Here is a 23,944-nt window from a genome sequence, read left to right as displayed (position 1 = left end):
TCAAGTTATTTCTTGCAATCTGCCTAGTAAAAAAATTTTTAAACTTTTTTGAAGCGGTGACAAAAGAAGCGACCAATGAACATCTTCGTTGGTCGCTTCTTTTGTTATGCAGTTGTTCCGCGAATCAACTTAACCGGTAGCTGAACCGAGCTGGTGGTCTTTTTACCGTCAATTCTCTCTTGGAGAAGTTGCACCGCCGTGCTGGCCATTTGTTGAATGGGCTGCTGGATCGTGGTTAGCTCCGGCAACAAGGTCCGGGTCATGCTGGCTCCATCAAAGCCCACTACCTTGAGGTCTTCTGGAACCCGCCGACCCTGTTTCCGAGCCACCTGCATGATTAGACTGGCATTCGTGTCATTATCGGCGAAAACCCCGTCAACTTCCGGATGCTCATCAAAGAGACGCCGAAAAATCTTCAGCTTCTCAGCAGTCGAACTATCGAAGCTAACTTCATACGTATACATTGGTAAGCCGTGCTTACGCATCAGCTCCTCATAGGCCCGCCGCCGTTCCATGTTCGGCGATGCCAGGTCGTGGGGATAATTAGTATGGATAATATGCTGACAGCCATCGTCCAGTAGTCGTTGCGTTGCCAGGACACCGCCAGCGTAGTTATCCGCGGCCACAACTGGAATGTCTTTAGAAACCAACCGTTCAATGGAAACCACCGGCAGCTGAATATTACGGTACTGCTTGATGCCCTCGTTGTGGGCCCCAACGATCAGGCCATCCACCTGTCCATTTAATAGCTGGCGAAGGTAGGCCCGCTCACGGTCCGGATTATTCTGGCTGTTCCCCATTAGTACCCGGTAGCCCCGCTTGTACAGTTCATAATCCAGGCACGCCTCTAGTTGGCCAAAAAACGGGTTGTCAACGGTTGGAAAAACCAGACCCACCAGGTTAGTCCGCTGCTGGTAAAGCTGGCGGGCAATGATGTTGGGCTGGTAGTGCAACTTCTGCATCGCCTTGTGGACCTTATCAATCGTCGCCTGGCTAAGGTAGCCCCGGTTGTTAAGAACCCGAGAAACCGTCGTCTTCGAAACTCCCGCAACGGCCGCGACGTCTTCTAATTTCACAGCTTGTTTTTTCATAATTTTAATTTCAATCCTTCATCTGGTTTACTTATATTATACTGCTTCTCCCAAAGCAAAAAATTAAAAAAGTTGTTGACAAAAATGAGAATGCCATTATAATTAATGACAACAAATTAATTGAACGTTAAAACATGTTGAAAGGCAGAGTAAGTGCTTAAGCTTTTCAGAGAGCTGCTGGTTGGTGGAAAGCAGTAGGTGGCGGCACTGAAGATGGGCCTGGAATGGTACCGGTGACTGTTAGCCGGTAACGGGTTAGCACACGTTAATCGTGCTGGGTAATTCTAATTGTTTTATTAGAGTAACCCACTGAGGCTGAGTCAGTGATGGCCCAGCGAACAAAGGTGGTAACACGAAGCACTCGTCCTTTACTGATTAGGACGGGTGCTTTTTCTGTTCTAACGTTCGGTTAACCGCAATTATTCATAAGGATTAAAAGGGAGTATTTACTATGAAGAGAAGAAAGAAAAGAAATGCAATTATCTGGGCAGTCGTTGTCGTTCTGATCCTAATCGCCGGTTACTTCAGCTTTGTCCGTCCCCACCAACAAGCTGCCAAGACCGTAACGGTCGGAATCATGGCTAGTTCCAAAGCCGACGACAAAATTTGGAACTCCGTTGCCAAGACCGCCAAGGATAAGTACGGGGTCACGGTTAAATTCCGCCGGTTCACCGACTACAACCAGCCCAACAAGGCCCTGCAAAATGGTGATGTCGACCTGAACGCCTTCCAACACAAGCTCTTCTTGAAGTCTTGGAACAAGGCCCATCACACCGACATCGTATCCGATGGTGACACCTTTATCACCCCAATCCGGGTCTACTCTAATAAGTACAAAAGCATCAAAGACTTACCAGATGGCGCCACCATCGCGGTACCAAATGACGCCACCAACGAATCCCGGGCCCTGTACGCATTAAAGAACGCTGGCCTCTTCAAGTTTAAGAAGGGCACCGACTTGGCAAGCGCATCATCCATCATCGACAACAAGAAAGACATCAAGGTTAAAGAAATTGCCGCAGACCAAACTGCCCGGACACTGGACGACGTTGACGCCGCCGTTGTCAACACCAACTACGCCCAAGCTGCGGGTCTGAACTACAAGAAGGCGATCTTCGTTGAACCCCTCAACAAGGATTCCGCGCAATGGGTAAACATCATTGCCGTTAAGAAGCAAAACAAGAACAATAAGGCCTACAAGGACGTTGTTAAGGCTTACCAGACAAAGGAAACCAAGCACTTGATCAACAAGTACTACGGTTCATCTGAACTTACCGCCTGGGACCGGGATTTTAGCAAGTAGGAGGAGCAAATATGGCGAAACCAATTATTGATTTAGCAAACATTAACGTCACTTTCAAGCAGGGCAAGGAAGTTGTCCACGCCGTCAGGGATGTGTCGTTATCAATTGAAAAAGGTGATATTTACGGGATCGTCGGTTACTCAGGCGCCGGAAAGTCAACCCTGGTCCGGACAATCAACCTCCTGCAAAAACCCACGGATGGTTCTGTCACCATCGACGGTGAATCCTTTTTCAAGGACCACCAGCAGCAGTTAAGCAACAAGGAACTCCAAGAGAAGCGACGTAACATCGGGATGATCTTCCAGCACTTCAACCTACTGAACGAAACGACGGTCATCGAAAACGTTCTCTTCGCCTTGAAGCACAGCAAGCTGGACGACGATGCCCAGGAAAAGAAGGCCCTGGAACTGCTTGAACTGGTCGGGCTCAAGGACAAGGCGAACTTTTATCCCGTCCAGCTCTCCGGTGGTGAACAACAACGGGTTTCCATCGCCCGGGCGCTGGCCAACGACCCGGAAATCTTGATTTCCGATGAAGCTACTTCGGCCCTGGACCCGCAAAACACCAACCAGATTCTCGACCTGCTCAAGCAGCTAAACGATAAACTCGACTTAACTGTTGTCCTAATTACCCACGAAATGGACGCCGTCAAGCGAGTCGCTAACAAGATTGCCGTCATGGAACATGGCCAGATTATTGAGCGGGGCCCACTGCAAAAGGTCTTCTTACAACCACAGCAAGAGTTGACCCGCCAGTTTGTCGGCGGCTCCCTCGCCGCGGTTGACACCCTGAAGGCCTTCAACCTGGACCACCTGACGTCTGACGAGAAACTCTTCCAGCTGGTTTACAACGGCAACAACGTTACAAAGTCAATCATCATTGCCCTCTACAAGGAACTCGGTGTCGAAGCAAGTATGCTTTACGGGAACATCGAAATCCTCGGTGGCGAACCAGTTGGGACCCTCTTCGTCGTGGTTAAGGGGGACGACAAGCAACGGCAAGCAGCCGTTAAGTTCTTAGAAGACAACAAAGTTACTGTAACCAAGATTGATGATAGGAGGATTTGGAATGAGTAGTTTTTTACCAAATGTCGTGCAACTAGGCTGGGGCGGTGACAATGGCTGGGGAACCTCCATTATCCAGACCATCTACATGACGGTTTGGCCAGCCATCATTGGGGGCCTGATTGGCCTAATCTTCGGGATCGCCCTCGTGGTCACCGAACCCGGTGGAATTTTAGAAAACAAGGTTCTTTACAGTATTTGCGATAAAGTCGTTTCGGTTTTCCGGGCCATCCCCTTCATCATCCTGCTAGCCTTCATCGCACCAGTCACCCAGGCCATCGTTGGTACCCAGATTGGGACCACCGCTGCCCTCGTGCCCCTGTCCATCGGTTTCTTTGCCTTCTACGCTCGGCAAGTCCAAGTGGCACTGAAGAGTGTTGACCAGGGAAAGATTGAAGCCGCCCAAGCCATTGGTTCTACCAACAAGGACATCATATTTGAAGTCTACCTGCGGGAATCCCGCTCCGAACTGATCCGGGTCTCCACCGTTTCCTTGATTAGCCTGGTCAGCCTGACCGCAATGGCCGGAGCAATTGGTGCTGGTGGTTTAGGTAACACCGCCATTTCATACGGTTACGACCGGTTCAACAATGACGTTACCCTGGTGGCAACGTTGCTAGTCCTCCTCTTCGTGCTGATCATCCAAGTGATTGGTGACTTACTCGCTAAGAAGTTAAACCACCAGGACCGTTAATTTAGGAGGAATTTTCATGGAAGCCAGTGCAGAGGTTAAGGTATTACAAGATTTGATTCAAATTCATAGTGCTAACGGTAATGAGGTCGCAGTGGCCAAGTACTTGCAAAAGCTACTCGCCACCCACGGAATTACCGCCACGGTTGACGAATTCGGCGACCGCCGGGCTAACCTGACCGCGCAAGTCGGGGCGGGCACGGACAAGCGAATTCTGGGACTGACGGGGCACATGGACACGGTCGCCGTCAGCAACCCCAAGAGCTGGCAACACGACCCCTTCGCCGGCAGTATTGTTGGTGACAAAATTTACGGGCGGGGTGCCGCTGACATGAAGAGCGGCCTCGCAGCCCAGGTCCTGGCACTAATCAAGCTCAAGGAAGCTGACCGGCTACCGGCGGGCACGGTTAAGCTAATTGCCACTGCTGGTGAGGAACTAGGGACTCCCGGAGCCTTCCGCCTGGCTAAACAAGGGGTGGCTGACGACTTGGACACCCTCGTGGTTGGAGAACCCACCGGCGGCAACGTCATCTTCGCCCATTCCGGAAGCATGAATTATTTGGTCGAGAGCATCGGCAAGTCCGCCCACAGCTCTATGCCGGCCCGCGGGGTTAATGCCATTACGGGGCTGTTGAAGTACGCGGATGTAGAAAGTTACCTCTTTGACGACACCCCAAAGGACCCGTACCTGGGGCAAGTCCAGCACAGTGTGACCGTCATCTCTGGTGGGGACCAGGTTAACACCATCCCCGACCACGCTAAACTAGAGGGGAACATCCGGCCGACGGCAGCCTTTGATAACCAAGCCGTCGCTGACCGACTGCACGCAGCGGTAGATAAGATTAACCACCAGACGCCCTACCAGTTAAAGCTGGATATTTTCCAAGACTACCACCCCATCAGTACGGATCCGGCAAGCGACTTTGTTCAGTCGGCCCTCACGTTTGCCAAACAACACTACCCCCACCCCGTGAAGACGGACATCATCAACGGGGCGACGGATGCCAGTGTATTCACAGTTGACCGGCCTGACCTACCGGTAATCGTCCTCGGAAGTGACGCCTGGAGTGAGGCCCACCAGACGGACGAGTTCACCACCATTCCGAGTTTTTTGGCGACCATTCAAACCTACCAAGACATCATTGTTAATTTCTTTAAGTAAGCACCCGACTGCCAGCTGGTCTTAACGATCACTGGCGGTTTTTCTTATGGACGGATTCCTTGGGCCCGTAGTAAGGTCAACTTTAGCTAATGCTCAACATTCAACAATTTTTTGAACCGACTTTTACTTTATTACCATTGTGCTTTATTAAATTAAGTATGCTCAGTAATTAACTTAATAATAGAAAGAAAATGATGGGCAATTTATTAATTTTATATAAGTAAATGGTAAGCAAAATGAGTGGTTTGCTTAGTGAAAAATTACCCAATTATTATCTCTCATTCCCGCCATCGTTGCTATAATAAGGGTGTAAAGAAATAAGATAAAAATATGAAAGGGTGTTTAACCATGATGTCAGCTTTAAGTAACGCAATTGCTGTTGTAAGTTTTCTCGGAATCCTGATTGCCTCTGCCGCGGGGATGTTTATGGGTAAACCTCAACACTAATTATTAATTGCAATTATTCATTATAAAGAAGCGACCGGAGAAATTCTTCTTCGGTCGCTTCTTTGTTATCTTATTCAAATAATGATTCGTACTCCCCGTACCCGGCTTCCGCCAGTTTGGCTGCGGGGATGAAACGAAGGGCCGCCGAATTAATACAGTAGCGCAGGCCGCCTCGGTCTAAGGGCCCATCCGTGAAAACGTGGCCGAGGTGGGAGTTGGCTTTTTGGCTGCGGACCTCCGTCCGTTCCATGCCAAAGGACTGGTCCCGTTTTTCTTTGACTACCCGCCTGGCAATCGGCTTGGTAAAGGCCGGCCAACCGCAGCCGGAATCGTACTTATCGAGTGAAGAAAAGAGTGGCTCCCCACTGACCACGTCGACGTAGATACCGGGCTCATTAAAATGGTCATACTTTCCGGTAAAAGGGCGCTCCGTCGCCGCCTCCTGGGTCACGGCATACTGGATTGGTGAAAGTCTCTTCTTTAATTCTTCCTTGTTCATGAACAGGCCCCCTTCTCTTTGGTGACCTGATTATAACATAGCTAGTGGTGAAAAGCCGAGATAATGCTTAAAAGGACAAGTTAACAGGAATCCTGCTGACTTGCCCCTTTTACTTATTTTCTCTTTTTCAACTGCTTCCGGTACTGCTCGCGGGTCAAGGTGACCTGGTCGTCATCAGCCGCACCCTTTTTGGGGGGTACCGGCTTCTTTTTCCGGTCCGCCTTTTCATCCTGCTGGCTGGACTTGCGGATCACGTCGGCCTGCCACTGGCTGGCCTTTTGAGCAGCCTGGTTATTCTTCCCACTGACAAAGTCATCCATCGTTGGGAAGTATATCGTGGCGGCGCTCCCCGGCAGCTTAACCGCGTTCGGGTCGACCTTCTTCTTCGGTACTGGGGTCGCCGATGGCGGTTCGGTGGTTTCCTTAACGGCCGCCTTACCGACTGGCTGGGCCATCAACTTAGCCATCTGTTTAACGTTTGCCAGGTTCCGGCGGGCATTTTCATAGTTGGCCTTCATTACCGCAAGCAGTGGCGATTTCTCGTCCTCTGCTGACTGCTGGGCATGCTCGTATTGCTGCTTGGCGTCAGCAAGATTTTTTTCTACAGTTTTTAAAAGTTCATCCGTACTACTCATACTACAAACCTACTTCCCCATTTTTACTTACTCCTTATTATAGGGCAGAAGACTGCGCAAGTCGAACCGGCAGCCGGCCCCCAGATGTGATAAACTCAATTATGAGTAAACATAAGGAGATATGGAAATGTTATTCTTTCTAAACGATGGCATTCAAACCAACATGTCGGGAATCGAACATGCCCAGATCCAGCGTCTGCACCTGTTCGAGCACTTCAAAGAACCGGCAAAGATTGTCACCCGGCAGTACTCAAATGAGCTGCACATGGTGACCAACGCTGCCGGAATCAAAGATGAAAACTTTGTCAACATGTATGACTTCTTCCAGGACGCCCGCGAGGTCCCTACCAAGGACGTCACCATCAAGGACATCCAGATTGATTCCAGCTGGCGACGGCAGGCCGACGGAATCAACTACAACTACTACCGTAACGGTCACCGAATCATGTACATTCGCCGCCGCAACGATGACAAGAAGCACATCATCAACCTCCAGTACTTCGACCACTTCGGTAAGCTCCTCAAGGTGACCTGGTACGATAACCGGGGCTTTATCTCCGTCGAACACCTCTATGACTGGTCCAACAAGGTCACGACTGAGAACTACTTCACCCCGGCCGGCAAATTAGCCCTCCAGGTGAACAACCAGACCGATAAGCGTGGCAAAGATTCTAAGAGCTTCCACCTCTTTGACTTCCGCGGCCACGACTACCAGTTCAACGGCTTCGACGCCCTCACGGCTTTCTTCCTCGACCAGCTGGTCACGGATAAGGAAATCTGCGGTGACGGTCCCGTCGGCTTGGTTACCGACCGGGTGTACGAAATTGGCTGGTCCGTCCTCCATATGAAGCACCGGGTTCCCCGTTACATGCAATTGCACAATGACCACGTCAACGACAACAACGACATCCTCCACTCGGCCTTGAACTTCAACTACGAGTGGGGGCTCAACCACCTGACCGACTGGGACGGGGTAATCGCCCTGACTCCTCAGCAACAAGACGATGTTAAGGCCCGCTACGCTAAGACTGGCGTCCCAGTCTTCCGGGTTCCGGGACCAATTGTCACCAGCGATATTCTTAACCGGCCGCACGTCCCGTTTGAGAAGCGTCACAAGCACGAGGTTGTCACCATCGCCCGGCTCTCCCCCGAAAAGCAGCAGGAACACCTCATTGCTGCTTGGCCAAAGGTCCTAAAGGCCGTGCCGGATGCCCAACTCAACCTGTGGGGCTATGCTAACGATAACTATGATAAGAAGCTCCGCAAGCAGGTAAAGGGCCTCGGCCTCGAAAGCAGCGTCCACTTCAAGGGCTACACGAATGACGTTGCCGACGTTGACGACCACGCCCAACTAATGGTCCTGCCAAGTCGGGTTGAGGGTCTGCCCCTCACCCTGGTGGAAGCGGCAGCCCATGGGCTGCCAGCCATCGCCAACGACATCAAGTACGGGCCGAGTGACGTCATCATTGACGGTCAAGACGGCCTGCTGACCAAGAACGGCGATATCGATGGTTTGGCCAAGGCAATCATCAGCCTCTTAACTGACCAGGACCGCCTGGCCAAGATGAGCGCTAACGCTTACAAGGACTGCAAGCTTTACTCCGAACCGAGTGTAATGAAGCTATGGCAAAAGATTCTTGATAACATGAACGAAAAGGAGGCCAAGTAACCGTGTTCTTCTTTGTAAACCAGTACCTGCTCAGTAGTAATTCCAGTATTGAGCACGCCGAAATCAAGCGGCTGAAGCTCTTTAAGGAGCACAAGACAGCTGCCAAATTAGTGACCCGGGACTTCGATAATATCATCCACGCTACTCTGGGGCGGTTCGGCCTCAGTGACGACCAGCTGGTCAACATGTTTGACTTCTTCGCCGGCACGACCGACTACCAGGGCCACAACCTCCACACCAAGGACCTTAACTTGCCGATCGACTACCAGGTCAGCAGCGGGTCCAACTCCCGGACGGTCAAGGATGGTGACCGCCTGGTTGCCGAAGTTTTCTTCATCGGTGGTACCTACGGCCTGGTAGACCATGTCGACTATTACGATGCGGCGGGTAACATCAACCTGCGTGCGAAGTACGATATCCGGGGATTCAAGGCCGTTGATATCTTCTTCGGCAAAAGCAACCGGCCTTACTACGAACGCTACTACCGGCCGGACGGTAGTAATTACATGGAGCGCTACTACGTCCAATCCACCGAGGACACACCGATTAACTCCCTGAACGTCCTCAAGAACTATCAGGGCAAGGACCGCTTCTTCGACGACTTTGATAGTCTTTTTGCCTTCTTCCTCAAGGAGCTAAATGACCAGATTGCCGGGACTAACACCTTCATCGCTGACCGGCCAGCCGTGTCCATCAAACCGGTCCAGCAGCTGGGCAAGCGGGCGCGGAAGTTCCTCTGGCTGCCAATCAGCCATATTGACGATGGCCAGGACCTGATCAACGGGCCGTTGAATGGCTTCCTTAATGATCCTTTGACTAAGGATCGCAGTAAGTGGGACGGCATCATTGTTATGACGGCCATGCAGGCGGCGGTCCTACAGCAACGGCTGGGCAAGGGCACCCCAATCTACACGATTAACGGTTCCCCGGTTCACCAGGCAAGCAAGCGGGTACCAATGGAGGGCCGAACACCAAACCAGCTAATCTACGTTGGTCGGCTGGGGAGTGACAAGGGAACTGACCTGCTAATCAAGCTCTTTGCCAAGGTTCACCAGGCCATCCGGGACAGCAAGTTAACCTTCTACGGTTACGGGTCAAATGAAGATACCAAAAACTACCAGGACCTGGTTAAAAAGCTCAAGCTGGAAAAGGCCGTCACCTTCGCCGGTTACCAACCGAAGCTGGATGACGTCTACAACCAGGCCCAGCTCTTTGTTGATCCGGGTCGGCTCGACGGTCAGCCACTGGCGATGGCGGAGGCATTAGCCCACGGGGTTCCAGTTATCAGTTTCAACTACCTGTACGGACCGAGCGAGTTCGTCAAGGACGGGGTCAATGGTCAACTGATCCGGTTGGATAATATGGACAAGATGCCGGCAACGATTATTGACCTTTTGAAGAGCCCGGCAAAGCTCCAGCAGCTCAGCACGGGGGCGTACGAGAACTGCCAGGCATTTGATGCCGATCATACCTGGGTGCAATGGCAAGCAATCATGAATAAGTAATCACCACTTCGGCGGCAAAAGGGGCTGTGACATAAGTCCCAAATAATTAATGGAGTTAGATGAAATCTTCGGATTTCATTTAACTCCATTTTCCTTTAAAATATTAGTAAAAGAAAAGACATCGACTTGACCGTCGATGCCTCCAAAATACCCTCGAAAGGATACAAAAACATTGGAACCTGATTATAACATGAATCAACTTAGTTTGAACATACCTACTGCTTATGAACCTGAGTTAAATCATCCAGCACGTTATATTAATCGGCTGGTTGAAAGCTTAGCGCTGCGGCGACCCAATATTATGGGTCGACCAAGAGAGTATGATCCACGAATGCTGTTAAAGTTAGTTTTACTGGCTTACAGCTATGGTATCATTTCCTCTAGGAAAATTGAACGCTTTGCTCGTGAAAACATTGTTGCGATGTGGTTGACTCAAGAACAGCGCCCAACCTACCGCACCATTGATCGCTTCATTGTCTCCCAAGAATTGGAAGATATGATTCAGAGTAGTTTCAAGGAATTTCATGACTATTTAAAGGCTCAGGGAATGATCGATGAGGCTTCATTCATTGATGGCACTAAGATTTTAGCTAACGCAAATAAGTATTCCTTTGTTTGGAAGAAACGCACCATTAAGTATCGCAAATTAAACGTTGAAAAGACTCAAAAACTAATTCGTGAAATTAAGCAAGCAGAAGTTAAGATTGATGTTGATGAAGATAGCTTTGACATTGATCAACTTGATACGATTATTGCCTTACTTGAACAACGGATTGAAGAGTTAAACCAACGGGTGGCCGAAACCGCAAAGGTTTCGCCCAATCCGGCCAAGCAGGAACGACGTCATGCCAAAAAGTATCTCCATGCTTTAGACCATTGTCGTCAAAAGCATCTTGAATGCCAAGCCCAATCGCAGATCGCTGGCCAACGTAATAGCTATTCCAAAACCGATCATGACGCTACTTTTATGCGTTTAAAGGAAGATCCGATGCGTAATGGTCAAACAAAGCCAGCGTATAATCTTCAAATTATGACTAGCTCACAGTACGTGCTGGGTTATGAACTCATGCAGAACCCAACCGATACTAGAACATTAATCCCATTCTTATCTCATCTCGCCCAGAACGAAGTTTTGGGGCGAGAAATTGTTGCCGATGCTGGTTACGGATCAGAACGCAATTATAAGTATATCGAAGATGAGCTATCTGATTGTACAGCTTTAATTCCTTACAGCACCATGATTAAAGAGAATAGCCGTAAGTGGCGTTCTGATGATCGAAAAGTAATGAACTGGGAATATCATGAGGCTGATGACTTTTATGTAAACCCACAGGGCGTCCGATTCAACTTTAAACGATACGCATACCGAAATGATAAATACAAATTCCGTCGTGATTTCAAAGTATATCAAGCAGAGAAGTATGATGAGAATCATCAAATTATTTCTCAGGCATTAACACCACATGGGAACACTAAGTACCTTATGGTGAACCCACAGTGGGAATATTTTAAGTCGAAAGCTCGCGAGTCGCTTTCAAATTCCAACACTTACTCCCGTCGTAAGTACGATGTAGAGACTGTTTTTGGTAACTTGAAGGCTTATTTGGGTTTTAAAAGATTCACAGTACGTGGTCTTAAGAAAGCCAAAAGACAAATTGGGATTGCTTTAATGGCATTAAACATGAAGAAAATGGCCGGAAGGCCGCTCATTTTCTCAAAATATTCAGATAATCAAAAAGCTCCATTCAGGATTTTTGTTAAATTCCGAATGGAGCTTCTGATTCAGAGGCTTTTTGTCACAACCCCTTTTGAATCCTCCCACCACAAGAGATTGATGTTCTTAGAGTCTAGCAACCCAATTATGTGGCAACTTAAAGATCCCTCAATATCAATCCCTAGTCCGCCAAAATAAAATTGTAAACAAAAAGGCCCGTTGAGAAAATTAATCCTCAACGGGCTTTGTGCTTAGTTAATGGCTAAGCTTTTTATTGTCCGAACATAATCTTTGACTCTAAGCTATAAAACTAATTAAGTTAAATTAGAATTCACGCTTCTTAGCAGCAAGGCCAAGGCCGAACATTGCAGCAGCAGCACCAAGGGCAACGACAGCAGCACTGTTTTCGTTACCAGTTTGGGCCAGGGTAGCGTTGTTCTTCTTGGCAGTTGCTACAGTAGCAGCAGGGTCCTTAGCAGCAGCGCCATTGTTAACAGCACCATTGTTAGCACCGCCGTTTACAACACCGTTGTTGCCATTAGCAGCACCATTGTTGGTGTTGCCGTTGTTAGTGTTGTTATTTTGGTTACCATTGTTGGTGTTGTTATTGTTGTTACCGTTGTTGCCATTGTTGTTTTGGCTCCAGTCAATGTTCTTCAGTAAGTCTTGGGCTTGTTGAAGAAGTTGGGAAGCCTTAGCAGCGTTAGCAGCAGCTTCGTTAACAACCTGTTGGGCAGCGTCAACGTTAGCTTGAGCGTCCTTCAGGTTTTGGTTAGCCGTCAGAACGTCTTGGTTAGCAGCTTCAACAGCATCGTCAGCCTTAGTCAGAGCGTTTTCAGCGTCATCGTAAGCCTTTGTTGCGTCAGCCAGCTTGTCATTGGCAGCCTTAGCAGCATCGTCAGCCTTAGTTTCGGCGTTCCGTGCTACATTGAAGGCAGCTTGAGCCTTGTTGAAGGCTTCTTGAGCAACGGCTTGGGCATCGTCAGCAGCAGTTTCAGCGTTCCGTGCGTCGTCGAAAGCCTTTTGAGCAGCCTTAACAGCGTCAGCAGCCTTCTTGTAGTTGTTCCGTGCAACGATTACTTCGTGGTGAGCACCCTTAAGAGCGTTTTGTGCATCATTAAGTTTTGCAACAGCATCCTTGTAGTCGTTGTAGTTCTTTTCAGCAGTAGCATATGCATCAACAGCATTTGACCATGCATCTTGTGCTTGATTCCATTCTACATCACTAATGTTACCTGCTTGCCAATCTGCATGTGCCTTCTTGTAGGCAGCTGCAGCAGCATCTTCAGCTTCCTTAGCTGCTTGGTAAGCATTTTCTGGCTTTGCATTAGTCATATTTTGTTCTGCAGTAGCATAATTATCAACAGCATTTGACCATGCATCTTGTGCTTGATTCCATTCTACATCACTAATGTTACCTGCTTGCCAATCTGCATGTGCCTTCTTGTAGGTAGCTACAGCAGCATCTTCAGCTTCCTTAGCTGCTTGGTAAGCATTTTGAGCAGAAACATAGTTTTGAACAGCAGGATTATTATTATATGTAGTTTGATCGTCAGCAACGGCCTGCTTAGCAGCGTTGTAGTTGTTGATAGCAGTAACGTTAGCATCATGAGCCTTTTCTAAGGCAGCCTTAGCTTCTTCAAGCTTTTGACCAGCAGCGTTAGCAGCAGCTTGGGCGTCAGCAGCAGCCTTGTTAGCCTTTACCAGGGCGTCAGAAGCAGTGGTGTAGGTTTGGCCAGCAGCGTTAGCCTTTTGTTGAGCAGCAACGGCAGCAGAGTTAGCAACTTCAGCAGCGCTCTTAGCGTCGGAGTAAGCAGCAGCAGCGATGTTAGCGTTAGAGGAAGCAGCGTCAGCAGCTTGCTTTGCAGCGGAGTAAGCAGCAGTAGCGCTAGTAACGTTAGCGGAAGCACTGGCAAGGGTAGCGTTAGCGTTGCTCAAGTTTTGAGAAGCGGTAGCAGTGTTGTCAGTGATTTGCTTAGCTTGGCTAGTCAGTTGGTTAGCTTCGGAAACCGCAGCCTTAGGCTCAGTGGTGTTGCTGGAAGCAGGAACAGGGTTTTCAGCGTCGCTCTTAACAGCAGCGGAGTTAGTAGCAATAGCGCTGGAGTTAGCAGCGTTAGCACTAGTAACCTTAGCATTAGCGTCAGAAACGGCGTCAGAAGCTACATCAGAGGTAGCGTTAGAAGTAGCACCAGAGGTAGCAGTAGAAGTAGCACCAGAGGTAGCAGCAGAACCGTTGTTAGCGTCGCTTGCAGTAGAGGTTGCAGTAATAGCTGCACCAGAAGTAGCATCGGCGGAAGCGGTATTGTTGACGTTAGACAGAGTCAAGCCAGCCAAAACGGCGGTAGTAGCAAGGCCAGCAAAGACGATGTTCTTCTTAGCCTTGTACATCTTATAATGCAATGCATTATTCTTCATAAAAGAATCCCCCTATAAAAAAATAAAATAATTAAGTATATATAGCCCAGAAATCAATTATGTTCGATTAGATAGTAGAACCTGAAACTTGAAAGCTAAATGGTTAAATTAATTAAAATATGCCCTGTGATACCAAGGGATCAGTCTGTCTTCATACTTTCAAGTTTCAGTAGAATTCCTAGGCTCAAACTAATTATATGTGCTATTTATCAATATTACAACCTTTGTAACAATAGTCTTTCACTAACTATTTACAACTCACCCGTCGCAACTCCCATCATGGTAGGCTTTACAATTGCAACATTTTTTACTAAAACGTAAAAATATTTTAAAAAGTCTAACGATTAACAATGCTTTTGTCACTTAAATATTGTGATTTCACTTATATAACGACTAGGTGAAAGCGGTTCATCTTATGTTCGATAATTTACTAAATTTCGTCCTTCCCGGTCCAATTTCCTATCCTTTTAGTCCAATTCACCATATAATATTAATTTGTAACGAACTTAACGAGGAGAATGATTATGAATAACGATATTATGGGAACAATTGCTTCACTCAAGTCAATTGTTGAAACAACCCAGCGGCAGCTGACCGCCATGCAAAATGACGACCAACCGAACCGGCAGCTGATGGCCACCGTCCAGGAAAACCACGACCGGGCCGTGGACACCTTGCGGATGCTGAGCCAGGTTGGACCGACTGCCCCGACTGACCGTCAAGCAGCCGACACGTTGGAAGTCAAGTTCCCCGAGGAAGATGACCAGCACATGACCCGGGCGGAATACCGGAAGATGATGAAGCACAAGAAATAGTTGGTCTAAGACCATAAGGAGGAAGCAAAATGTTCAACCTACCCCTGGGCATCGGTCAGATCCATGCCATGCACGAACTCTTCAAAGCTGATCCCCGCCTGGCAATTATCATTTTGATTGTCTTGATTGTCCTCGCCTTTTACTTTAATTCCCGGCGGTAAACTTTTGCCCTAGCTTAAAGGCTTCCTGGCCGTACCTATCAATTGCGGGGTGTGCCAGCGCCTTCAAGTCCCAGATTGCTCCGGCATTGATCCAGTGCATGTAATCAATGATCTGCTTGTAGTGAATCTTCAGGGAGTCAAAGGCCGTGTTGACAGAACCCGCCCCGGTCGCAATCATGACCGCCTGCTTATTACCCCTCAGTTCATTGTTATAGTCATAGAAGCGGTCCACGATGGTCTTGAGTAGTGAGCTCATCCCAAAGTAGTAGAGGGGCGTAACCATTACCACCAGATCGGCCGCCTTGATCTTGTCGAGTAGGTGGTCGATGTCGTCATGCTGGCTAATTGCCTGGTTATCCTCATCAACCATTACGAAGTTATTCTGGTGGTCAACGGCATTGTAGTGGTAAATATCATTGTACCCGTCCGTTGCCCCCTCAATGAACTGGTCGGCGAGGTATGTTGAAGCGCCGTTGACGTGGGCACTGCTTGTGATCACGACGATTTTCATAGTAATTAAGATCCCTTCTTTTCCTATGTTATTAAGGTCCCTGTCTTGGGGGCCTTTTTTATTTTAAACCAAAGCTATCTTTAACGATTATTGAAATATCCCCCAGTAACCGGGGCGTCCACCGCCAATCGTCCCCTAATGGTGAGTAGACCAGTAGGGGCAGCCACTCCCGGGTTGGCCCGTCCCCTGGAAAGTCCGGGGCGGCGCCATAGTCGGCGGTCACCACCAGAAGATCCTGGTTCGTCACCTGGGGGATAATCTCCCCGAGCCGCGCGTCGGCCGCCATCAGGGCCTGCCCCATCTTTTCCGGATCACGGCGTTCACCCGCCATTGCGGCTTTCCCTAGTTGAACAACCTGCAGGCCATTTTCCGTCAACGTTTGTGGGTCCGTATTCACGTAAATTCCCGCCGCCCTTAGCTGGTCAAGGAGGGTGGCGTGGGGCACTGCCATGTTATACTCATGCCGGTCCGTCAACCGGTAGGTAAAGTCAACGGGGGTGCGGCCAGTAAACGGGACCGTCACCACCTGGCCAATCCGGAGCCCTGCCTGGCAGTCAAGCAGGTCCCGGGCAAAGTGGCCGACTCGTTCCAGCTCCGGGGGTGGGACCAAATTCTCGTGGGCTGTCAGCACCAGGTCCGCGCCCCCACTGGTTGCCACCAGGATTGCACCAGCGGCAACTGCCCTTGTACCCCAGTCAAGAAGCAGGCGGGGCCGGCTGTATGGCCGGTTAACGAGGACCGGGTGGCCGGCAAAGCGCGCGATTTCCTGGATAAGCTCCGGTGCCAGGCCCCGCGGCAGGGCTGTCAATTCCGTCGTTGTGGGCACACCAAGTAGCTCCCAGTAGCCTTCCAACCTACTCTTACCCACCGCCCGGGGCCGCATACGCCACTGCTGGGTATGGTCCAAGATCTCCGGGGCCGCTTGATAGAGCGGGTGCAACCTGGCCAGCCCGAGGCGGCTCAGGTTCGGCAGCTGGAGGCGGGCCCGGAAATGGGCGTTCAGGTCGCCAACCGTGTCGGCACCCCGGTCCATAAATTTCCCTGCATCTGGAGCAGGGCCAATTCCTAAACCACTGATAACCACCATGATTACCCGTTTATAGGTTCTCAACTTGCTGTCCTCCTAGATATTACATATATTTCCTTGTCACAGGGTCTTTGCCATTCTTTTTGATTATCATATAATATCAATGGGGTATTTACTTATCATAAGATTAATAACGTACCCATGAATATCCTGTAGTTCCCTGCTTTTGCTAAGTTTCGTTTCGCACACTTATAAAGTCAATTATAATAGAAGTAATTCTTATTATTTGAGGGGAAGTAAAAAAAGATGAAACGTCTTTCCAATAAGCAGAAGCTCGCTGTGATCCTCATCATCGCCGCCATTGCCGTCTTCTTGCAATACGGCCTCCACTACCCGCTTCTTGCGCAAGTTATTGTCACCATCGTCGGTGCCATCATCGCCCTGACGATGTTCATCGGGATGGTCAAAACACTCCGTTCCGGCAAGTACGGGGTCGACCTCCTGGCTATTCTCGCCGTCGTTGCCACCCTGGCCGTCGGTGAGTACTGGGCGGCCATGGTCATCCTGGTAATGCTGACCGGGGGTGACGCCCTTGAGGACTACGCCGCTAAGAAGGCCAACACGGAGCTGAAGGCCCTCCTCGACAACTCGCCCCAACATGCTCACCTTATTAAAGAAGGGAAAATCACCGATGTAGCGGTCGGGGCCGTCAAGGTTGGGGACCAAATCGTGGTAAAACCTGGCGAACTCGTTCCCGTCGACGGGGTCATCGTCGCTGGTCATAGCGACTTCGACGAGTCCTCACTGACCGGTGAGGCCCGGCCCGTGGTTAAACAGGATGGGGACGCCGTCATGTCCGGTTCAATTAACGGTAACAGCGCCATCACCCTCCAGGTCAACCACCTGGCCAAGGATAGCCAGTACCAGCAACTAGTCAAGCTGGTCAAGGAGGCGGAGAGCACCCCGGCCCACTTTGTCCGCCTAGCCGACCGCTATGCCGTGCCCTTTACCATTGCGGCAGTCGTTATCTCGGCCCTGGCCTGGCTAATCTCCGGTAACCCCCACCGGTTTGCGGAGGTCCTGGTCGTTGCTTCTCCCTGCCCGTTGATTTTGGCCGCCCCGGTTGCAATGGTCTCCGGCATGAGTCGGGCCTCACGAAACGGGATCGTTGTCAAAACAGGGAGTGTCCTTGAAAAACTCGCCGGCGCCCGAACCGGGGCCTTTGACAAGATGGGGACCATCACTAACGGCCACCTGACCGTCAGCCGGGTTATCCCCGCCCCTGAGATCACGACGGAACGCCTCCTCCACCTGGCAGCCAGCGCCGAGCAGGACTCGTCCCACATTCTTGCCCGCTCCCTTCTGGCCTACGCGACGGAACACGAAATCTCCCTTGCGCCCGTCGCCGACCTGGAGGAAACAACCGGGAAGGGAATCACGGCAAGAATTGAAGACCACCAGGTCCGCGCCGGCAAGCTTAGTTTTGCCGCCCCGGACAACGGCAAGGCCGCTTTGGCAACCACCGCCATCTACGTCAGTGTTGACGGAAAGTACTACGGGGCGATTGCCTTTGAAGACCACATCCGACCCGAAGCAAAGGAAACAATGGAACGGCTGAAGGCCCTTGGCGTGAATAATCTAATGATGCTCACCGGGGACCAGCGGGCAATCGCCCAAACCGTCGCCAAGCAGGTGGGCATCACGACCGTCAAGGCGGACCTCCTTCCCCAAGATAAGATTGCCGCCTTAAAAGGGATCACCCCGGACTTCCACCCCGTCTTTATGGTTGGTGACGGGGTCAATGATGCCCCGTCCCTCGCCACTGCCGACGTCGGGATTGCCATGGGGGCCCACGGGTCGACGGCTGCTAGCGAAACTGCCGACTTGGTAATCCTCCAGGATAACCTAGCCCGGGTTGCCAAGGCCGTTGCCATCTCCAAGGATACGATCCGGATTGCTAAACAGGCGGTCCTGATTGGGATTGCCATCTGCACCATCCTGATGCTGGTTGCCTGCACAGGGGCAATTCCCGCCTTCGTGGGGGCCATGCTCCAGGAAGTCATCGATACCGTTTCAATTCTCTGGGCCCTCAAAGCCCGGCAAACCAGTAACTAGAAAAGGAAGCTTTTACTTATGGAAATGCCTAATCACCGCCAGCAATTTGCCGCCCTGGTCCAGGCACAGACAACGGTTATTTCGGCCCTGCCTTACCTGATTGGGTGCGCCTTTGCCTACTATTATTACGACCACTTCAACCTGGGGGACACGATCCTACTCTTCATCGCCGTGGTCAGCTTTCACCTGGCCGTCAATGGTCATAACCAGTACACCGACTACCGCCGCCATAAATAGCCATAATAACATCATTGCTAACTTTAAAATTCATCTTTCCTGGGCCCGGGTAATTATCGCTGGTCTCACCATCTTATCGGCGGCCATCGGCATCTACCTGACCATCAAGGCCGGCTGGATCCTTCTGCTGATTGGAATTCTTAGCTTCCTGGTGGGCTACTCCTACTCGGGTGGCCACCACCCCATCCTGAAGACCCCCTTCGGCGAACCGGCATCCGGGATCACCATGGGCTATAACATCACCCTCCTGGCCATCTACATCAACATCTATAACCTGCCGACCTTCGACGTCGACTTCTGGCTCAAGGGATTGGTGGTCGCCCTGCCCGCCATCCTGGTCATCAGCAACGTCATGCTCGGTAACAACATCTGCGACGTCAAGGAAGATATCGCCATTGGTAAGCGGACTTTGGTCTACCACATCGGCCACAAAAAGTCCCTTACCGTCCTGATCGCCTGCTACGCGTTGAGCTACCTCTTCATCGTGATTGCGGTTGCTGCCCACTACCTTCCCCTCTGGGCCCTCGGCAGTCTTCTGACGATTCCCCTGGTCTACCAGCGAACAAGGGTCTTTGTCACCCAGCCCGATAAGGCCACGACCTTCTTTAACGTCCTGATTGACCTCCAGCTGATTCTGGTCAGTGAATTTTTCTTCATCATGCTGGGTATCATCTGGAAACTACTGATTTTTAAGTGAGGATTATCAATTATGAAAGAAAATGGATTACTATTGGTTAACCTTGGGTCACCAGCGGCCCCCACGACTCCCGCAGTCAAGCACTACCTGAGTGAATTTCTGGGCGATCAAAACGTCGTCACTATGCCGCGGGCGGTTTGGCAACCCATCCTAAAGGTGATTATTCTTCCCCTGCGGTCGTGGCGGTCGGCCACCTTCTACCGGGACTGCTGGCTAAAAGAGGGTTCCCCCTTGATTGTCTACTCCAACCGGCTTGCCAGGCGGGTGCAGAAAAGCCTGCCCGACTGGGACGTCCGGCTGGCAATGACCTACGAAAAGCCTAGCATCGCTGATGTGTTGACGGCAATGAAGCAGGAATGTCGGCACGTCACCGTTTTATCCCTCTTCCCCCACTTCACTCAGAGCACCACCCAGTCGATCATCGACCAGGTCCGGGCGGTTGACCCCAAAATCAAGGTCATTGACCGTTTTGCGGACGAACCCGCCTACCTCGCGGCCCTGGCCCAGCAGATCCAGACAGCCTGGTAGAAAAAGCCGTACGACCGCCTGCTGATCTCCTATCACGGGATCCCAGTCTCAATGGTCAAGCATGGTGACCCCTATAAGGAGGAAACTGAGCGAACCACGGCGAAACTCATCAAGCGGCTGGACATCCCCAGCGACCAGATCAAGATGGTCTACCAGTCGAAGTTCGGCCCGATGCCCTGGCTCAAGCCCTACCTGAAGAACACCCTGATGGAGGAGGTCCAGATGGGGAAGCGTAACATCCTGATTGCGACACCGTCCTTCGTCACCGACTGCCTGGAAACTATTGAAGAAGACCAGGTCCAAAACTACCAGGCCTTCCGGGCAGCGGGCGGGCAAGAGCTCGACGTGGTCCCGGCGCTAAACGACCAACCGGCGTTTGCATCCTTCATCGCCCAGTTTGTTAAGGAGCAGGTTCAAGCATGAAGAAGAAAAGTCTAGACGAAATTAACGGCAGTGTTAAGGTTCCCACCGTCTACGAATCCGCCTTCTGGCAAAAGTTCCTCGCCTACAGCGGCCCCGGTGCCTTGGTGGCGGTGGGCTACATGGATCCGGGTAACTGGCTAACCTCACTTTCCGGGGGCAGTCGCTACGGCTACCAGCTCCTGGTGGTCCTCTTCTCGTCCATCCTGATTGCCATGGTGATGCAGTCGCTGTCAATCAAGCTGGGCGTGGTTACCCGAACCGACCTGGCCCAGGCCATCGCCGGGCGGGTTAACCGGCCCACCCGCATCGTCCTCTGGCTACTCAACGAGCTGGCGATGATGGCGACGGACCTGACCGGGGTCGTGGGGACGGCCGTCGCCTTGAAGCTCCTCTTTGGCCTTCCCCTTGTCTTTGGGGTCCTACTGACGATTGCCGACGTCTTGGTCGTCCTCCTCTTTCTCCGCTTTGGAATCCGGCGAATCGAGTTTATTGTCCTCTTTGCCATCCTGGTGGTCGGGACAATCTTTGCCGTGGAAGTCTGCCGGGCCCATCCGGCAGTGGCCGCCATCGCTGCGGGCTTTGTGCCCCACTCCGTAATTCTGACCAACCACCGCGAATTGCTCCTCAGTTTGGGAATCATTGGGGCCACGATCATGCCCCACAACATTTACCTCCACTCGGCCCTCGCCCAGAGCCGACGCTACGACGAGCACGACCCTAAGCAGGTAACCGAGACCCTCCGCTTTGCCAACTGGGACTCAGTCATCCACCTGGTTGCCGCCCTGATTGTCAACGCCCTCCTGCTGGTACTTGGGGGGACCCTTTTCTTCCACCACGGTGACCTCGCCAGCCTCCAGGATGTCTTTTACGGACTGAAGAACCCCGCCATCGTTGGCAAGCTGGCCAGCCCCTTGATGAGCTGGCTCTTCGCCTTTGCCCTCCTGATCACCGGGCTGATTTCATCAATCACTTCGACTCTGGCCGGGCAGATCGTCATGGAAGGCTACATCAACATCCGCCTTCCCTTGTGGAAGCGGCGGTTGCTGACCCGGTTCGTGACCCTGATCCCAATTTTGATTATCGGCTTCATCATCCACTTCGATGAGGCCCAGTTTGAGCAGCTGATCATCTACGCCCAGGTCGTCTTGAGTATCGCCCTGCCCTTCACTCTCTTTCCCCTCGTTGCCATCACCGGCAACCGGGGCCTGATGAAGGAGCACGTTAACCGGCCCTGGCAGACCGTGGTTTGTTACCTCTTGGTCGCCTTGATCACCGGCTTAAATTTGCTCGTTTTAGTAATCGAGTAGGAGGTAATTGATTAGTTCAATTACCGACCTCTCACACCACCGTACGTACGGTTCCGTATACGGCGGTTCGACAACTTAATCACTTTGAATTGACTGGAGCGTCTTGGACATATTTATTAGTCCAAGGTGCTCCAGTTTTCTATTTGTTAGAGAATAACTCAAAGTCTTACTGTGTGCGGTTCGCCAGTAGCCCTTACGGGTACTAGCGAAGACATATGCATCACGATAAGACAATCCGAGCCTTTGTAAGTTAGTAATCTTAGTTTTGAATTTCTTCCATTGCTTCCAGATATATTGCCTTATTCGCGCCCTTAACCACTGGTCAAGTCGTTGAATAAAGCCAGTCAGTTTCCCAATTGAGTAATATTGAAGCCAACCCCGCATTTTGCGATGAATTTCCTCAAACATTTGCTCAATGGATACTCCCCGATTGCGCTTTGTTAACAGCTTTAGTGCTTGCTTAACTCGCTTTTGTGATTGCTTGGCCGGTCGGGCATAGGCACCGTTACGGTCTACACCTAGTGAAAAGCCAAGAAACTTCAATCTTAGGGGACTACCAACTTTAGTTTTATCTGGATTAACTTTAACCTTCAATTGCTTTTCGAGAAAATGGGTAATACTGCGCATTACTCGTTCTCCCGCCCGTTGACTTTTAACATAAATATTACAATCATCCGCATAGCGTACAAAGTGATGGCCACGTCTGGTCAACTCTTTATCCAACTCATTTAGGTAAATATTCGCCAGTAATGGTGATAATGGTCCACCTTGCGGCGTTCCTTTGTCACTCCTAGCGAAAAGCCCATGATCTAAGACCCCGCTAGTCAAAAACTTGCGGATAAGTCTTAGCGTCCATGGGTCATTAATATATTGTTGGAGGTACTTAATCATCAAATCATGGTTGACGTTATCGAAATAGGCCTTCAGGTCTAAGTCGACTACTCTTCGATATCCCTGATTATATAGTTTAACTACCTTTGCGATTGCGTCTTGGGCTCCACGATGAGGGCGAAAGCCAAAACTATTATCCGAGAAAATACGCTCAAAGATTGGCGTGAGCACTTGGGCAACTGCTTGTTGGACCATGCGGTCCACTACCGTTGGTATCCCTAGTTTTCTCACTCCACCGTTGGGCTTGGGAATTTCCACTCGTTTAACCGGTACTGGCTTATAATTGCCTTCACGTAGGTTGGTGATTAACTCCGTTTTATTTTCTCTAAGATATTGCAGGAGGCCATCGACAGTCATATCATCAATGCCCGCTGCTCCTTTATTTCTCTTAACTCGCAAATAAGCCTGGTTCAGGTTATTGCGGTCCAAGACTTGGTCTTGGATAGTGACACTCATACCTTTACCTTCACCATAATCGGTACTACGCGCCCTTGTGTACTTTCGGTTTTCCAAACCTATCCTCGACAAGCGGTCAGCTTGTGGTTCTGTTTTCTGCGATTGTCGCACCTGATTACACCTCCGATATAAGTTATAAGTTATTGTCGTTCGGTCCTTCATCTAATTAATTAGACTACTATGACCTCGGCTGACTTCTGGCTTACTCAACACAACATCACTGCTATGCTTGCTTCTGTGGAATTTCATTCATTCCTCTTGTCGGAAACGTGTAGGTCAGATCTCCCCGGGTAAGAATATTAACTTTCGTACCATGTCACCGTTAGCTTTACTGAAAGCAACTTCGAGTAGTATTGGACTTTAGTTTGTCTAGCAACCTTATCCAGTTACTCTCAGCCTTATAGCTACTTCTTGTTCATCGGTGCAGCACTTTGCCTTAGACTTCCTTCAGATTCCACCTCACAGCGGACACCCTTGTCCTCGGCTCATGGTTCCGACTACTACGGCCCATAGTGGACTTTCACCACCTAGCTAATACCCATGCCGGGCGCACTAGGAAAAGCGCTTCTGTGAAACAGTTG

Annotated in this window: 20 protein-coding genes, 1 pseudogene and 1 other annotated feature; of the genes and pseudogenes, 14 read left to right on the top strand and 7 right to left on the bottom strand. The window is 50.5% G+C overall.

The features are described from left to right. Positions 1–104: 104 nt before the first annotated feature. Entirely contained in the window at positions 105–1,091 is a 987-nt protein-coding gene (locus KZE55_RS01595; RefSeq protein ID WP_222258728.1) for a LacI family DNA-binding transcriptional regulator, read from the bottom strand. A gap of 128 nt (positions 1,092–1,219) precedes the next feature. Next, positions 1,220–1,463 (top strand) — a binding site (T-box leader). A gap of 79 nt (positions 1,464–1,542) precedes the next feature. Between KZE55_RS01595 and KZE55_RS01590 the strand changes: the two genes are divergently transcribed. Genes KZE55_RS01590 through KZE55_RS01575 form a run of 4 tightly spaced genes read left to right on the top strand, consistent with a single transcriptional unit; the run spans position 1,543 to position 5,311 of the window. Further along, the gene (locus KZE55_RS01590) at positions 1,543–2,394 is read left to right on the top strand and encodes a MetQ/NlpA family ABC transporter substrate-binding protein (RefSeq protein WP_222258726.1); all 852 of its coding nucleotides are present in this window, start codon (positions 1,543–1,545) and stop codon (positions 2,392–2,394) included. A gap of 11 nt (positions 2,395–2,405) precedes the next feature. After that, positions 2,406–3,470 (top strand): methionine ABC transporter ATP-binding protein, encoded by a 1,065-nt coding sequence (locus KZE55_RS01585; protein ID WP_222258724.1) that lies wholly within the window; start codon positions 2,406–2,408, stop codon positions 3,468–3,470. After that, on the top strand, positions 3,463–4,152 hold the full coding sequence (locus tag KZE55_RS01580; RefSeq protein ID WP_222258722.1) for a methionine ABC transporter permease: 690 nt from the start codon (positions 3,463–3,465) through the stop codon (positions 4,150–4,152). Before KZE55_RS01585 ends, KZE55_RS01580 begins: the two co-directional genes overlap by 8 nt. Before the next feature lie 16 nt (positions 4,153–4,168). After that, on the top strand, positions 4,169–5,311 hold the full coding sequence (locus KZE55_RS01575) for an ArgE/DapE family deacylase (protein ID WP_222258720.1): 1,143 nt from the start codon (positions 4,169–4,171) through the stop codon (positions 5,309–5,311). 517 nt (positions 5,312–5,828) lie between these two features. On the opposite strand, the gene msrB is transcribed toward KZE55_RS01575, so the two are convergent. Further along, positions 5,829–6,257, bottom strand: a complete 429-nt coding sequence (gene msrB, locus KZE55_RS01570; protein ID WP_222258718.1) for a peptide-methionine (R)-S-oxide reductase MsrB — start codon at positions 6,255–6,257, stop codon at positions 5,829–5,831. Positions 6,258–6,370: 113 nt separating this feature from the next. Beyond that, on the bottom strand, positions 6,371–6,892 hold the full coding sequence (locus KZE55_RS01565) for a hypothetical protein (protein WP_222258716.1): 522 nt from the start codon (positions 6,890–6,892) through the stop codon (positions 6,371–6,373). Positions 6,893–7,019: 127 nt separating this feature from the next. On the opposite strand from KZE55_RS01565, the gene KZE55_RS01560 reads away from it, so the two are divergent. The 3 genes from KZE55_RS01560 (at position 7,020) to KZE55_RS01550 (ending at position 11,978) form a co-directional block, all read left to right on the top strand. Continuing rightward, positions 7,020–8,561 (top strand): glycosyltransferase, encoded by a 1,542-nt coding sequence (locus tag KZE55_RS01560; protein WP_222258714.1) that lies wholly within the window; start codon positions 7,020–7,022, stop codon positions 8,559–8,561. Positions 8,562–8,563: 2 nt separating this feature from the next. Beyond that, a complete protein-coding gene (locus tag KZE55_RS01555) occupies positions 8,564–10,066 on the top strand; it encodes a glycosyltransferase (protein WP_222258712.1) in 1,503 nt (500 codons plus the stop codon). Positions 10,067–10,238: 172 nt separating this feature from the next. Next, positions 10,239–11,978 carry an IS1182 family transposase gene (locus KZE55_RS01550; RefSeq protein ID WP_261313277.1) on the top strand — a complete coding sequence of 580 codons (1,740 nt, stop codon included), beginning with the start codon at positions 10,239–10,241 and terminating at the stop codon, positions 11,976–11,978. Positions 11,979–12,104: 126 nt separating this feature from the next. Here the strand turns inward: KZE55_RS01550 and KZE55_RS01545 are convergent, their stop codons facing one another. After that, positions 12,105–14,195 (bottom strand): KxYKxGKxW signal peptide domain-containing protein, encoded by a 2,091-nt coding sequence (locus KZE55_RS01545; RefSeq protein WP_222258710.1) that lies wholly within the window; start codon positions 14,193–14,195, stop codon positions 12,105–12,107. A gap of 524 nt (positions 14,196–14,719) precedes the next feature. Between KZE55_RS01545 and KZE55_RS01540 the strand changes: the two genes are divergently transcribed. Both KZE55_RS01540 and KZE55_RS10185 read left to right on the top strand, forming a co-directional pair. After that, positions 14,720–15,010 carry a hypothetical protein gene (locus KZE55_RS01540; protein ID WP_222258708.1) on the top strand — a complete coding sequence of 97 codons (291 nt, stop codon included), beginning with the start codon at positions 14,720–14,722 and terminating at the stop codon, positions 15,008–15,010. 29 nt (positions 15,011–15,039) lie between these two features. Beyond that, positions 15,040–15,171 (top strand): hypothetical protein, encoded by a 132-nt coding sequence (locus tag KZE55_RS10185; protein WP_261313276.1) that lies wholly within the window; start codon positions 15,040–15,042, stop codon positions 15,169–15,171. On the opposite strand, the gene KZE55_RS01535 is transcribed toward KZE55_RS10185, so the two are convergent. Next, on the bottom strand, positions 15,155–15,682 hold the full coding sequence (locus KZE55_RS01535) for a flavodoxin family protein (RefSeq protein WP_047770317.1): 528 nt from the start codon (positions 15,680–15,682) through the stop codon (positions 15,155–15,157). The two genes, KZE55_RS10185 and KZE55_RS01535, sit on opposite strands and share 17 nt — an antisense overlap. Positions 15,683–15,740: 58 nt before the next feature. Next, positions 15,741–16,793, bottom strand: a complete 1,053-nt coding sequence (locus KZE55_RS01530) for an alkaline phosphatase family protein (RefSeq protein WP_222258707.1) — start codon at positions 16,791–16,793, stop codon at positions 15,741–15,743. 222 nt (positions 16,794–17,015) lie between these two features. Here KZE55_RS01530 and KZE55_RS01525 point away from each other — a divergent pair, with 222 nt between their 5' ends. The 5 genes and pseudogenes from KZE55_RS01525 (at position 17,016) to KZE55_RS01510 (ending at position 22,016) form a co-directional block, all read left to right on the top strand. Beyond that, complete coding sequence (locus KZE55_RS01525) at positions 17,016–18,824, top strand: heavy metal translocating P-type ATPase (protein ID WP_222258705.1); 1,809 nt, start codon at positions 17,016–17,018, stop codon at positions 18,822–18,824. A gap of 18 nt (positions 18,825–18,842) precedes the next feature. After that, entirely contained in the window at positions 18,843–19,061 is a 219-nt protein-coding gene (locus KZE55_RS10180; RefSeq protein WP_261313275.1) for a hypothetical protein, read from the top strand. Next, positions 19,021–19,758 (top strand): UbiA family prenyltransferase, encoded by a 738-nt coding sequence (locus KZE55_RS01520; protein ID WP_261313274.1) that lies wholly within the window; start codon positions 19,021–19,023, stop codon positions 19,756–19,758. The genes KZE55_RS10180 and KZE55_RS01520 overlap by 41 nt, the downstream gene beginning before the upstream one ends. 12 nt (positions 19,759–19,770) lie before the next feature. Beyond that, a pseudogene (hemH, locus tag KZE55_RS01515) lies at positions 19,771–20,709 on the top strand (ferrochelatase). Then, positions 20,706–22,016, top strand: coding sequence for an Nramp family divalent metal transporter (locus KZE55_RS01510; protein WP_222258703.1), 1,311 nt, complete (start codon positions 20,706–20,708; stop codon positions 22,014–22,016). The pseudogene hemH and the gene KZE55_RS01510 overlap by 4 nt, the downstream one beginning before the upstream one ends. A gap of 75 nt (positions 22,017–22,091) precedes the next feature. Here KZE55_RS01510 and ltrA read toward each other — a convergent pair whose 3' ends face one another. Continuing rightward, entirely contained in the window at positions 22,092–23,474 is a 1,383-nt protein-coding gene (ltrA, locus tag KZE55_RS01505; RefSeq protein WP_222257731.1) for a group II intron reverse transcriptase/maturase, read from the bottom strand. Positions 23,475–23,944: the final 470 nt, after the last annotated feature.

This window comes from Limosilactobacillus panis (assembly GCF_019797825.1).
Lineage (GTDB): Bacteria > Bacillota > Bacilli > Lactobacillales > Lactobacillaceae > Limosilactobacillus > Limosilactobacillus panis_A.
Note: the sequence above shows the minus strand (reverse complement) of the source record. Positions and strands in the feature narration are given on the sequence as shown.